9 protein-coding genes and 1 pseudogene are annotated in these 13,629 nt (G+C 34.3%); 5 read left to right on the top strand and 5 right to left on the bottom strand.

Going from position 1 to position 13,629, the window contains the following annotated elements; translation table 11 throughout:
* Positions 1–637 precede the first annotated feature (637 nt).
* Genes IGB25_RS06485 through IGB25_RS06470 form a run of 4 tightly spaced genes read right to left on the bottom strand, consistent with a single transcriptional unit; the run spans position 638 to position 4,377 of the window.
* The gene (locus IGB25_RS06485; protein WP_211066678.1) at positions 638–1,276 is read right to left on the bottom strand and encodes a septal ring lytic transglycosylase RlpA family protein; all 639 of its coding nucleotides are present in this window, start codon (positions 1,274–1,276) and stop codon (positions 638–640) included.
* Between the two features lies 1 nt (position 1,277).
* Entirely contained in the window at positions 1,278–2,228 is a 951-nt protein-coding gene (locus IGB25_RS06480) for a D-2-hydroxyacid dehydrogenase (RefSeq protein WP_211066677.1), read from the bottom strand.
* 26 nt (positions 2,229–2,254) lie between these two features.
* Positions 2,255–3,319, bottom strand: coding sequence for a 3-phosphoserine/phosphohydroxythreonine transaminase (gene serC / locus IGB25_RS06475; RefSeq protein ID WP_211066676.1), 1,065 nt, complete (start codon positions 3,317–3,319; stop codon positions 2,255–2,257).
* 5 nt (positions 3,320–3,324) lie between these two features.
* Positions 3,325–4,377: an acyl-CoA reductase gene (locus IGB25_RS06470; RefSeq protein ID WP_211066675.1), complete on the bottom strand. Its 1,053-nt coding sequence runs from the start codon at positions 4,375–4,377 to the stop codon at positions 3,325–3,327.
* A 60-nt stretch (positions 4,378–4,437) separates the two neighbouring features.
* On the opposite strand from IGB25_RS06470, the gene IGB25_RS06465 reads away from it, so the two are divergent.
* The gene (locus IGB25_RS06465) at positions 4,438–4,788 is read left to right on the top strand and encodes a 4Fe-4S dicluster domain-containing protein (RefSeq protein WP_211066674.1); all 351 of its coding nucleotides are present in this window, start codon (positions 4,438–4,440) and stop codon (positions 4,786–4,788) included.
* A 106-nt stretch (positions 4,789–4,894) separates the two neighbouring features.
* Positions 4,895–6,523 (top strand): amidohydrolase, encoded by a 1,629-nt coding sequence (locus tag IGB25_RS06460; protein WP_211066673.1) that lies wholly within the window; start codon positions 4,895–4,897, stop codon positions 6,521–6,523.
* Between the two features lie 203 nt (positions 6,524–6,726).
* Here the strand turns inward: IGB25_RS06460 and IGB25_RS06455 are convergent, their stop codons facing one another.
* Positions 6,727–8,166, bottom strand: coding sequence for an L-serine ammonia-lyase (locus IGB25_RS06455; protein ID WP_211066672.1), 1,440 nt, complete (start codon positions 8,164–8,166; stop codon positions 6,727–6,729).
* A 250-nt stretch (positions 8,167–8,416) separates the two neighbouring features.
* On the opposite strand from IGB25_RS06455, the pseudogene topA reads away from it, so the two are divergent.
* The 3 genes and pseudogenes from topA (at position 8,417) to gldK (ending at position 13,580) form a co-directional block, all read left to right on the top strand.
* Positions 8,417–10,917, top strand: a pseudogene (gene topA / locus IGB25_RS06450) (type I DNA topoisomerase).
* The gene (locus IGB25_RS06445) at positions 10,918–12,066 is read left to right on the top strand and encodes a formimidoylglutamase (protein WP_211066671.1); all 1,149 of its coding nucleotides are present in this window, start codon (positions 10,918–10,920) and stop codon (positions 12,064–12,066) included. It abuts the pseudogene before it with no gap.
* A gap of 83 nt (positions 12,067–12,149) precedes the next feature.
* A complete protein-coding gene (gene gldK, locus IGB25_RS06440) occupies positions 12,150–13,580 on the top strand; it encodes a gliding motility lipoprotein GldK (RefSeq protein ID WP_211066670.1) in 1,431 nt (476 codons plus the stop codon).
* Positions 13,581–13,629 lie beyond the last annotated feature (49 nt).

The following is a 13,629-nucleotide window of genomic DNA, read 5'->3' as shown; positions in this document are numbered from 1 at the left end:
AATAAGTTAGTTATAATACTGATATATAATGTATTATAATATTATTATTTTGTATATTGTTGTTTTACAGTAGTTTAAATGTGTTAAAAAAAATAAACGATAGGATGATTTTTTTTTTTTTTTTTTTTTTTTTTTTTTTTTCACTTATTGAGTTTTATTTCACCAAAAGATTCTTCACTTCGCAGGCTCCGTTCAGAATGACAAGTGGGGTTCGGTTCACTGAGAGATTCTTCACTTCGCAAGCTCCGTTCAGAATGACAAGGGGTTTGTCATTCCGACGGCAGGAGGAATCTCTCTCACGTATTGGTTTTCATTTCACCAAAAGATTCCTCTACCGAGGCTTCGGTATCAGAATGACAAGGGAATGTCATTCCGACGGCAGGAGGAATCTTTCTCACGTATTGGGGTTCGGTTCACTGAGAGATTCTTCACTTCGCAGGCTCCGTTCAGAATGACAAAGGGGGTTTGGTTTGCTGAGAGATTTTTTAGATTTTTGGGTCTTATTCATTAGGTTTCTCAATGGCATTACATCCTATTATGAGCAGGATTGGAATGATAGCAATATATAATCTTTTGAATTTCATAACTATAAAAGCTTAAACTCAGTTGCTATCAGAATGCTTTAGCAAAAAATAGCTCAAGGATTTATAGTTGTAACATAGCCTTTTTGTAGAGCATCAGGTAATTGAGTTTTGTATTTTTCAGCTTTTTCACGGGTATCAAAATTGCCAATAAAAACTTTAAATAGAGTTTTGTCATCGACTGATTGTAGTTTGACATGTATAGGTTCTGTGATATTATATTTTTTGAGTTCGGTTGTATAATTAATCGCATTTTCTTTTTTAGAATAGCTGGCCACTTGAATGGCAAAATTTCCTTTTGAATTTGGATTTGAAGTTGCGTTTTGTGGCTCAAAATTTGTTTCAATTTTAAGCACTTCCATTTTGACTTGAGCAATATCATTGTTGTAAAGTCCTATAGAATCTGCAAGACTTTGAGATAAATCTATGATACGACCTTTGATAAAAGGACCGCGATCGTTTATTTTTACTTTGATAGATTGTTTGTTGGTTAGATTAGTCACTTTCACCACAGAGCCAAAAGGCAAACTGCGGTGCGAAGCTACAAGACTGTCGTGAGAAAACCGTTCACCGCTTTTGGTCATCAACCCTTCATGAGATAGCGGTCTTACCGAAGCAAAACCTTGTTGGGTTTGAGCATTTAGGTTTGGTAAACCCCAAAATATGAGCAATATAAAAAGTTGTAAAGGTTTCACATTATTGACTTAATTGAATAATTTGTTCGGCGAGTTCGATGCCAATTCGGTCTTGGGCTTGAGTGGTTGCACCACCAATATGAGGGCTTAATGACAATTTGGATTGCATCAACAATTTAATTTCAGGTGTTGGTTCATTTTCAAATACATCTATGGCGGCAAAGCTCAATTTACCACTTTCAAGAGCTTCAACTATAGCCTTTTCTTCAATAACGCCACCGCGAGCAGTGTTGATAACCGTCGCTCCGTCTTTCATTTTTTCGATTTCTTTAGCACCTAAAATGTAGTCTTTTTGTGATGGCACGTGAAATGTAATGATATCAGATTTTGATAGAAGGTCATCAAAATCTATACTTTTTAAATGAAAATCTAAATGTTGACCATCAAAAAAATCAAGTCTAACATCCACTTCATCAGTAAATTTGTCATGAACCACAACATTCATTCCCATACCAATAGCACGCTTTGCCGTGGCTTGACCTATTCGACCAATACCGACTATTCCCATAGTTTTACCTTTGAGTTCGGTGCCTTTGGCATAAGATTTTTTGAGTTCTTTAAATTTTGAATCGCCTTCAAGTGGCATTTGACGATTGGCGAGATGCAAAAATCTAAAGCCGCTTAAAGCATGTGCCATGACCAATTCCGCCACAGAATCTGATGAGGCCGCTGGTGTGTTTATGACTTTAATTCCTTTAGATACCGCATGATCAACATCAATATTGTCAAGCCCAACACCACCACGACCGATGATTTTAAGATTTGGACAAGCATCGATCAAGTCTTTTCTTATCTTGGTTGCACTTCTCACCAATATGACATCAATGTCATTATCGTTGATGTATTTGGCGAGTCGCTCTTGAGCTACTTTGGTTTGTATGACTTTGTGACCTGCCTTTTCAAGCATATCTACACCAGCTTGAGACAGACCGTCGTTTGCTAATATTTTCATTTCAATTTTTTTTTAGTATTTAATATTTAAGCTTTTCTTTCTAATTCGTCCATAATTTCTACTAAAACACTTACCGATTCTTTAGGCAAAGCGTTGTACATTGAAGCGCGATAACCGCCGACGCTTCGGTGACCATTTACACCATTAATGCCTGCTTGTTTGCACATTTCATCAAAACGGTCTTTAAGTGTGTCATCAACCAAATTGAAAGTGGCATTCATTGTTGAACGGTCAGGTTTATTGGCAAAACCCTTAAACAACGGATTGATATCAATTTCAGAATAAATTAATTTGGCTTTGTTTTCGTTTTCTTTTTCAATGGCTTCAATGCCACCTTTTGCTTTTAGCCAACGCAAATTCAACATTGATGTATAAACCGCAAAAACGGGTGGCGTGTTAAACATGCTGTCTTTACCGATATGGATTTTATAATCTAACATCGAAGGAATATCTCGACTGACTTTGCCGAGTATATCTTCTTTAACAATGACTAAAGTTGTTCCAGCTGGTCCCATGTTTTTTTGAGCACCAGCATAGATCAAATCAAATTTGCTAAAGTCAAGTTGTCTAGAAAAAATATCACTGCTCATATCACAAACAACGGGAACATCTGTTTTAGGAAAGTCTTTGATTTGCGTGCCAAAGATGGTGTTGTTGCTCGTGCAGTGAAAATAATCTAGGTCACTATGAATGCTATAATCTTTTGGAATATAATTAAAATTTTTATCCGAAGAAGTGGCTACAATCTCAACTTTGCCAAGCTTTTTTGCTTCTTTGATAGCTTTGGTTGACCACGCACCTGTCTCGAGATAAGCCGCTTTGTTTTCAAGTAAATTGTATGCACTCATAATAAACTGTAAACTTGCACCGCCTTGCAAAAATAAAGCCTGATAGCCTTTGCCTTCAAGTCCTAACAATTCTAAAGTCAGAGCTCTTGCTTCTTCCATAATATCAACAAAAGCTTTGCTTCGATGAGAAATTTCTAAAATAGATAAGCCAGAATTATCTAAATCTATCACCGCTTCAGAAGCTTGCAAAAAGACTTCTTTTGGTAAAATACAAGGACCAGCACTAAAATTGTGTTTTTTCATAATTCTTATTTTGTTGAAAGATTTTGTAAAAATTGAACGGTGTCTATACCATCGGCATAATCTGCCAAATTGGGTTGTTGAGCTTGACCAAAATCAAATTGGCAACTTGAATGTTGACCGACAATACATTGAATTTCATCTCGGTGTTGATTTAAAGTTTGTTGTAGTGAAGTCTCACTATCATAAATTTCATAATGAACAACACCTATTGGTGAAGCAATAGATTTATCTTCTTTTAAGATTAAAAAATCATTGTCTAAAAACTTTGTATCACTCATCAAATAAACCGCTTTGTTGTAATCGTAATTATTTGCGTATTTGTTGTGGTAAATATAGGGTTTGAATTTTGAAATGCCTTTAAAAAAATGATTAAAATTAAAGTTTTGGGGGATAAATAATTTAGACACATTTCTACAGCCTAAACCAAAAAATCTAAACATATCTTCACCTAATTTTTGAAAATCTTCAATATTTTCTTGATTGGTCAAAACGGCTACACCATTTCTGTTTTTTCTAATGATATGCGGTTTGTTTCTGAAGTAATATTCAAAATATCGAGCAGTATTATTACTGCCTGTGGCAATAACGGCATCATAGTTTTTGAGTTGATTCTCTTCAAATTTGATATAGGATTTAAATTCAGGCTGAATATCAACTAATTGCTCAGCAAAATAGGGTAGAAGTTGCTTATCGTTTGAAGATAATTTTGCGATGATGTTATGACCCGAAATCAATGTAGATAAAAAGTCGTGAAAACCCACAAGTGGAATATTGCCAGCCATAACAACGCCAATATTTTGTGGTGAAATATCTTTTTCTAAATTATAAGGATTTAACCATTCATCCAAATTGTTCTTTTGGAGAGATTTTCCCCATTGTTGTAATGCAAAGCAAATATTTTCTTCAGTAAACCATCGGTTTTCGGCTTTTGCAATTTGAAGAACTTCCTCAAATTTAGGGTGTTTTTTTGAAAGTGTTAAGGATTGTTGATTTGTCAAATCACGTATATGCTGACCAAGGTCAACAAATGTCGCTTTTCGTTGTTCAAAAGTGAGCATAAACTTGTGGTATTTTGCTATTATGATTAATTTTGAACAAACTTACGATAAAAGAAAAACATGGCGATTAAGATAACAGACGAATGTATAAATTGTGGGGCTTGTGAACCAGAATGCCCAAATACTGCAATATATGAAGGTGCTGACGATTGGCGATATTCTGATGGCACTAACTTAGAAGGCAAGGTGGTTTTGCCCAACGGCAAAGAAGTTGATGCTGATGAGGTTCAAGAGCCTGTTAGTGATGAGTTTTACTATATCGTTACCGATAAATGCACCGAATGTAAGGGTTTTCACGAAGAGCCACAATGTGCGCTGGTTTGCCCTGTTGATTGTTGCGTGCCTGATGAAGATCACGAAGAAACAGAAGAAGAACTTCTTGGCAAACAGGCTTTTATGCATAATGAATAGCCTATAAATTAAAATCTAATAATAGGTTTTATTTTGCTGTTCTATAGCTCTCAAATCATCAATGATGTTGCTATGGTTTAGTTTCAAACAATCATTTATTTTATCTATGAAAAAAATTTTATTATTATTGAGCATAACATCTGCTTTGTCTTGTCAAAAAAAACAAAACGCAGAGGTAATGTTTTACAACGCTCATATTTATACTCTTGACGCTTTGTTTTCTACTCAAGAAGCTATGGTGGTTAAAGATGGATTAATTTTAGACATAGGGACAACTGAGCAAATTAAAACAAAATATACAGCAAACCGATCTATCGATTTAAACGGGAAATATGTTTACCCAGGTTTTAATGATGCTCATACCCATTTTTATGGATTAGGGGTAAATTTGGAGCAAGTCAATTTGGTAGGAACCAAAAGTTTTGATGAAGTGGTAGAAGCTTTGCAACAATATCAGAAACAAAATTCGTCTGATTTTATTATTGGCAGAGGTTGGGATCAAAATGATTGGCAAGAAAAGACATTTCCTACTAAAGATACCTTAGATGATTTATTTCCTAACACACCAATAGTTTTAACTAGGATTGATGGTCATGCTATGTTGGTTAATCAAAAAGCTCTTGACTTGGCAGGAATTAACATTAATACTCAAATAAAAGGCGGAGAAATTGTAAAAAAGAATGGTGAATTAACTGGTGTTTTAATTGATGAACCCATGAATAAAATTAATGCTATCATTCCTGAATTATCAAAAACATCAATAAAAAAAGCACTTAAAAAAGCAGAAAAAATTGCATTTAAAAATGGGCTTACTAGCATTACTGACGCTGGTTTGTCAAGAAAAGTTATCAATATTATTCAAGAGATGCAACGCCAAAACGAACTCAAAATTCGTATCAATGCTATGGTTGGCAACACTCCTGAAGATGTTGATTATTTTTTAAAAAAAGGAGTCATCAACACACCAAGACTGCGTGTAGGTTCAGTAAAGGTTTATGCCGATGGTGCTTTAGGCTCAAGAGGTGCAAAACTCAAACAACCCTATTCTGATCAAAAAAATCATTATGGTGCGATGTTGATAAGTTTGGAATATTTAGACCAATTGGCTAAAAAACTTTCAAAGACAAATTTTCAAATGAATACTCATGCTATTGGTGATTCTGCTAATTCAGTGGTACTCAAAGTTTATCAAAAATATATTAACGATAAACCTAATAAACGATGGCGTGTTGAGCATGCACAAATTATAGACCCTGAAGATTATCATTACTTTTCAAAAAACATTATTCCATCTGTTCAACCAACACATGCCACCAGCGATATGTATTGGGCAGAAGAACGCTTAGGGGCTAAACGCATCAAATATGCTTATGCTTACAAAACTTTACTTGACCAAGCTGGTGTTTTACCCTTAGGAACAGATTTTCCTGTTGAAAATGTCAATCCACTTTTAACCTTTTATGCTGCAGTAAGTCGTCAAGATACGCATGCATATCCCAAAAATGGTTTTCAAATGCAAAATGCTTTGACTAGAAAACAAGCTTTAAAAGGCATGACAATTTGGCCTGCTTATGTCGCTTTTGAGGAAGATGTGAAAGGCAGTCTTGGGCGTGGTAAATACGCAGATTTTGTGGTTTTGAACAAAGACCTGTTAAGTTGTGATATTTATGATGTAATTGATTTGAAAGTGCAACAAACTTTTGTTGGAGGTGAAAATGTTTATAGCCTTGACTAAATTAACCTGAGTTCGATTTATTGAAAACTGTAAATCAGATGATTACATCTTTTTATAAGCAAATTTGTCATTCAGAGATGTCTCGTCGCTCATGCTTTGCTCTATCGACATGACAAATGATTAAATATCTGTTGTATTTTTATATGAATATATTTTATTGGAATTTATATCGAACTCACGCTAAATTAGGGTAAAATATAAGATTAGCAATCACTGATATTAACTTGAACCGCCAGACCGCCTTCAGAAGTTTCTTTGTATTTGTTGTTCATGTCTTTAGCGGTTTCCCACAAGGTTTTAATCACTTTGTCAAGCGGCACTTTTGCTTTTGAAGCATCAGATTCAATAGCGATTTCTGCTGCGTTGATGGCTTTTATGGCACCCATAGCATTTCGTTCTATACAAGGTATTTGAACCAATCCAGCGATAGGATCACAAGTTAAACCCAGATGATGTTCCATAGCAATTTCGCTCGCCATAAGTGCTTGTTCGGCTGTGCCACCCATCACGTGTGTTAAGCCAGCTACTGCCATAGCAGATGACACGCCAATTTCAGCTTGACAGCCACCCATTGTCGCAGAAATGGTTGCCCCTTTTTTAAACAAACTTCCTATTTCACTGGCAACCAGCATAAATTCTTTAAGTTCTTCAAAAGAAGCTTGATGATTTTCAATGGTCATATAGTACATCATCACAGCGGGTAATGTTCCTGCACTACCATTAGTCGGTGCAGTGACTACACGACCTAAAGATGCATTGACTTCATTGACTGAAATAGCAAAACAACTTACCCATTTTAATATTTGCCTAAACTTGACTTCGGTTTGTCGGATGGTTTGAAGCCATTCTTCGGCATTATCATAAGTTTCAAAATGCTCACATAGGAGGTTTTGATTCATTTTTAAAGCTCTGCGACTCACATTTAGTCCGCCAGGCAATTCACCACTGGTATGGCAACCGACATACATAGAATCTAACATCACTTTCCAAATATCTTTTAATCCTTGATCAATTTCATCTCCAGAACGAAGCGATTTTTCGTTTTCTAAAACTATTTCTGCAATAGATTTCTTTTCTTTTGAACAATAGGTTAGTAATTCTTCACCAGTTTCTATAGAAAACGGAAAATGTTTAAAATCTTCCATTTTTTGTTTGGCATTTTCTCTTTCTTCTTTCACTACAAATCCACCACCAATAGAATAGAAAGCTTCTTGATGCAAAATTTTACTTTTAGAAAAAGCTTTAAAAATCATTCCGTTAGGGTGAAAATCCAAAAATTGACTTTTAAATTCTATATCGTTTTTGAAACTAAATTTTATGTAGTTTTGATGTCCTAATAGTAGTTTTGATTCAGATTTTAATGTTGAAATTTCAGCATCAATGTTTTCAATGGGCATTTTTACAGGGTCAAATCCCATCAAACCAAGAGCAACGGCTATATCCGTGGCGTGACCTTTGCCCGTGAGAGAAAGAGAACCGTAAAGCTCAACTTTAATGGAATCGATGGTTTCAATAGCTTTTATGGCTTTAAGTTCTTTTACAAAAAGTTGTGCAGCTCGCCATATTCCCAGAGTGTGAGAGCTTGATGGACCAACACCAATTTTTAGCATATCAAAAACACTGATGCATTCTATTTTTTTCACTTAAATTGTTTTTTACAAAGATGTATTTTTTTGAATACAGATTTTTAAAATTAAGTTTAAATTAAATAATTTATTTTATACGGATTTAAAAAAAAATCAATCTCATATCATGTTTGTATAAACACTTAAATATTAATGAGTTATAATTATTTAGATAAGATTTTGCAAAGATTTTATTTTAGATTAAAAGCCACTTCAATTTTTATATTCAAAAATTCGCCTACTTTTGCACACACAAAATTCACTTACTATGCCCAAAAATTTAGTTATTGTCGAGTCACCTGCAAAAGCTAAAACCATTGAAAAATTTCTTGGTAAAGATTATAGAGTTGAGTCCAGTTACGGCCACATAGCAGATTTACCCCAAAAAGAGCTTGGCGTTGACGTTGATAATAATTTTCAACCCAAATATGTTGTCAATTCTGATAAAAAATCTATAGTCTCCAAATTAAATAAAGCAGAAAATCATCTGATACCGTTTGGTTAGCCAGTGATGAAGACCGAGAAGGAGAAGCCATTGCTTGGCACTTGTACGATGAATTAAAACTTGATGAGGCTAAAACAAAGCGCATTGTTTTTTCAGAAATCACAAAATCTGCTATTCAAAAAGCGATTGAAAATCCTCGAGGCATTAATTATAATTTAGTGAATGCTCAAAAAGCCAGACGTGTTTTAGACCGATTGGTAGGTTATGAATTGTCGCCGTTGTTATGGCGAAAAGTCAAAGGTGGATTATCAGCAGGACGTGTGCAATCTGTATCTGTAAGATTAATTGTAGAACGAGAACGTGAAATCAGAGATTTTAAAACCGAAACCTTTTATAAAGTTGAAGCTCAATTCAAAACCCAAGACGGTTCATTTTTTAAAGCAAGACTACCAAAGCGTTTTGATGTTTTTGATGAAGCTAAATCGTTTTTAGAAAAATGTGTTAATGCCAACTTCGAAGTTGCTGAACTCGACAAAAAGCCAGCTCAAAAAAAACCAGCTCCGCCGTTTACGACATCTACATTACAGCAAGAAGCCGCAAGAAAGCTCTACTTTCCTGTTGCAAAAACGATGTCAATGGCACAGCGTTTATACGAAGCTGGACATATTACTTATATGAGAACCGATAGCGTCAACTTGTCAAATCAGGCAAAAGCTGGTGCAAAAAACGAAATCATTTCGGCATATGGTGAAAAATATCATCAAAGTAGAAACTACAAAGGAAAATCTAAAGGAGCTCAAGAAGCTCACGAGGCGATAAGACCTACAGACTTTTCTAAACACAACGTGCCAGCAGAACGCGATCAACAGCGATTATACGAATTGATTTGGAAAAGAGCTATTGCATCTCAAATGAGTCATGCTCAACTTGAGAGAACAAACGTTAAAATAAAAGCCGATAAACACCAAGAAATTTTTGTAGCCAAAGGCGAAATGATCAAATTTGATGGATTTCTAAAAGTTTATCTTGAAGGTAAAGACGAAGAAGATGAAGAACAAGCTGGAATGTTGCCTAAAATCACCAAAGGTGATAAATTAGAACCAATAGCTATAGAATCTACACAAGGCTTTACACGACCACCATCGCGTTATACCGAAGCGGCATTAGTCAAAAAACTTGAAGAACTTGGTATTGGGCGACCTTCTACATACGCTCCAACAATTTCGACTATTCAGAATAGAAAATATATAGAAAAATCAAATATTGAAGGCCATAAACGGTCTTATAAAAAATTAATTCTCAAAAATAACGAGATTAAAGAAAAAACACTTTCTGAAATTACAGGAGCTGACAAAGGTAAATTGATTCCTACCGATGTTGGTATGGTGGTCAATGACTTTTTAGTCAACCATTTCGAAGGAATTTTAGATTATAACTTTACCGCTAAACTCGAACAAGATTTTGATGAAATTGCTCAAGGTGAAGAACAATGGACAGAAGTTATTCAAGAGTTTTATGATAAATTTCATCCTAATGTTGAAGATGTTGCCAAAAATGCCCAAAGAGAAGTCGGAGAACGCATACTTGGCAAAGATCCAAAAACAGGAAAACCTGTTAGTGTTAGATTGGGTAAATTTGGACCTATGGTGCAAATTGGCTCTGTAGAAGATGAAGAAAAACCAAAATTTGCTGGACTCCAACCTCACCAGACTTTAAATTCTATCACGTTTGAAGAAGCTATGGATTTGTTTAAGCTTCCAAAAGAACTCGGCGAATACAAAGGCGAAAAAGTAGAAGCCAACGTTGGACGATATGGACCATATATAAAATATGGTAAAAAGTTTGCATCTATCCCCAAAGGCGAAGACCCATTAGAAGTCAGTTATGATAGAGCCATTGAAATCATAAAAGCCAAAGAAGAGGCAGAAAAACCTATATATACATATAAAGGTAAAGGCGTTCAAAAAGGTAAAGGGCGATTTGGACCATTTTTGAAATGGGATGGCATGTTTATCAATGTCAGTAAAAAATACGATTTTGACAATCTTTCTGAAGCCGATATCATCGAACTTATAGAAGACAAAATTCAAAAGGAAAAAGACAAACTCATTCACCATTGGGAAGACGAAGGTATTAAAGTAGAAAAAGCCAGATGGGGTCGATATAAAGTCAGTCAAGGTAAAACCAAAATAGAATTACCCAAAACGACAGACGCCGAAGCTTTAACCTTAGAAGAAGTTAAAGCGATGTTAGACAAAAAGAAGCCTAAAAAAACTAAAAGAAAGACAAAACCCAAATCCAAATCCAAATCAAGAAAACAGTAGATGTTTAAAATTTTAAAACCAAACACATCAAGTTTTATTGAGGCTGTTGAAAATCTAAGCAATATTTATATCGGATCCTCGGTTAGTTTTTTAGATAAGCAAACGTCAATAGAAGATTTTGATTTTTGTATAATAAGTATCAATGAATGTCGTGGCGACCAATCTGATAAAAACGAAATAGATTTTGAAGAAATTAAAATTCAACTTTACCAATTATATAAAGGGAATTGGAATTTATCAATAATAGACTTAGGTATCTTAGATGCAGGAGAATCTATCAGTGATACTTATTACGCATTTCAAAGTATTATTAAAAAAGTGCTTGGTTACAATATTATACCTATAATATTAGGAGGCTCTCAAGATATACTCTACTCACAATATAGGGCTTATGATGGAATAAAATATATGCTGAATTTAGCCAATATAGATGCAAAATTTGATTTAGGCGACTCTAATGTCAAGATGCACAATCAGTCATTTTTAAGCCATATGATAGTTCAAAAACCTTATAATCTCTTTAATTATGCTAATGTCGGTTATCAAACATATCTAAATTCTCAAGAGGAAATCAACCTTTTAGAAAAAATGTTTTTTGAGGCATATAGGTTAGGCGAAGTATCAAAAAACATTGAGAGTGTAGAACCTACTTTAAGAGATGCAGATATCGTGGCTTTGGATGTTACCAGCATACAAAGTCAATCTTTAGGTCAAGACAGTTTATATCCAAATGGTTTTGATAGCCGTGAAATATGTGCACTTTCAAGATATGCAGGAATAAGCGATAAGGTAAGTTCGTTTGGGCTGTACGAGCTTCAACATCTAACTTCAAACATTTCAAAACAATTGATAGCTCAAGTGATTTGGTATTTTATAGAAGGCGTAAAATTTAGACTCGATGAAAAAGCAGACATCAATAATCCAAACTTTATAAAATATCAAGTTCCCGTAGAAAATGATATCTTAGTATTTTATGAAAGTCAACTCTCTGGTCGGTGGTGGATAGAAATATCTTCTAATTTTAAAGATGTTAATAATAAATTAAATCAACATACGTTATTACCATGTGATAAGCAAAATTACATTTCAGCTTGCAATCAAAACATACCAGAACGTTGGGTAAAAGCAAGAAAAAAAAATGAATTTTGATTTTTTAAAAAATTTACGGGTTTATTAATAAAATTATTGTTTTTTTGTAATACTGAAATTTTAAATGAACTAAACGATTTTGTATGAAGTTTAAATTTTTATTGAAATTATTTATAGTGATTTCTCTTTTAGTTAGTTGTTCTAATAGTGATAAAGGACAGCTTGTAGGTGTTCAAGGTAAACAGTGGTTTCCTGAAAAACCTTATGGAATGGTAAAAATAGAAGGTGGTTCTTTTACCATGGGTAAATCTGATTATGATATTGCTGGACTTAAAAATGCACCGATTAAAACCATGACAGTTACATCTTTTTACATGGATGAGACTGAAATAACCAATTCTGAATACAGACAGTTCACTGAATATGTCAGAGATTCTGTTATTAGACAAAAACTCGCAGAAGAGGCTGAGCTTGCTGGAGGTGGAGATAATGCAGATCCAAATCAAGGCGGAGGAAGAAATAGTAGAAGTATTCAAGATTTTGCTTTTAAATCAATTGGTCAAAACAAAAAAGGAGGTTTAGGCTTGTTTGGTAGAGGTAATAATAATCAAAATCAGGATTATCAAACACCATATCAACAATATTCAAAGCATTATGACCCTATGGATAGAGCTTTGAATTGGGATGTTGATATTATTTGGAAACCTTCAGAATATCCAGACGAAAACTATGTTTATGTGATGGATGAATTTTACTTAGATAAAGAAGATTCTTACAATGGAGAGCGTATGCTTGATGTTACAAAATTTGTTTACAGCTATAAAACTGTAAATTTAGACAAAGTCGCTCGTTCAGATAAAAAGCTTTCCAGTCAGATCGTTGAGCAGAAAGTTCCTGTCTATCCAGATACTACTGTATGGATAAAAGACTTTAATTATTCGTACAACGAACCAATGCATAACAACTATTTTTACCATACTGCATTCGATAATTATCCTGTTGTCGGTGTCTCATGGGTGCAAGCTAAAGCATTTTCAGATTGGAGAACACAATATTTAAATACATATAATAAAGAAGCTGACAAAAACAGATCGCCAGCTTTTAGACTTCCATCGGAAGCTGAATGGGAATATGTCGCTCGTGGAGGTTTAGAATCTGCTTCATTTCCTTGGGGTAGTCCATACACAAAAGATGATAGAGCTTGCTATCTCGCTAATTTTAAACCTTTACGAGGTGATTATGCGGCAGATGAAGCTCTTTATACCGTTGAGGCTGATGCTTATCAACCCAATGATTATGGTCTATATAATATGTCTGGAAATGTTGCTGAATGGGTAAATACTTCATATGACCCATCATCCTATGAATATATGTCTTCTATTAATCCTAATATGAATAATCAAGAAAATAACCGTAAAGTTATTAGAGGCGGTTCTTGGAAAGATGTTAGTTACTTTTTAAGAGTGAGTACCAGAGATTATGAATATGCAGATTCTGCAAGAAGCTACATTGGATTTAGAACTGTACAGGACTACCTCGGTAGTGGGATATCACAAAACCGCAGAAGAAATTAAAATCAAAACAAAATTTTATAATAATCAAATCAATAAATAATTAATAAAT

Source organism: Flavobacterium sp. CS20, assembly GCF_018080005.1.
In the GTDB taxonomy this organism is placed as follows: domain Bacteria; phylum Bacteroidota; class Bacteroidia; order Flavobacteriales; family Flavobacteriaceae; genus Psychroflexus.
This window is presented reverse-complemented; position numbering and strand designations above follow the sequence as displayed.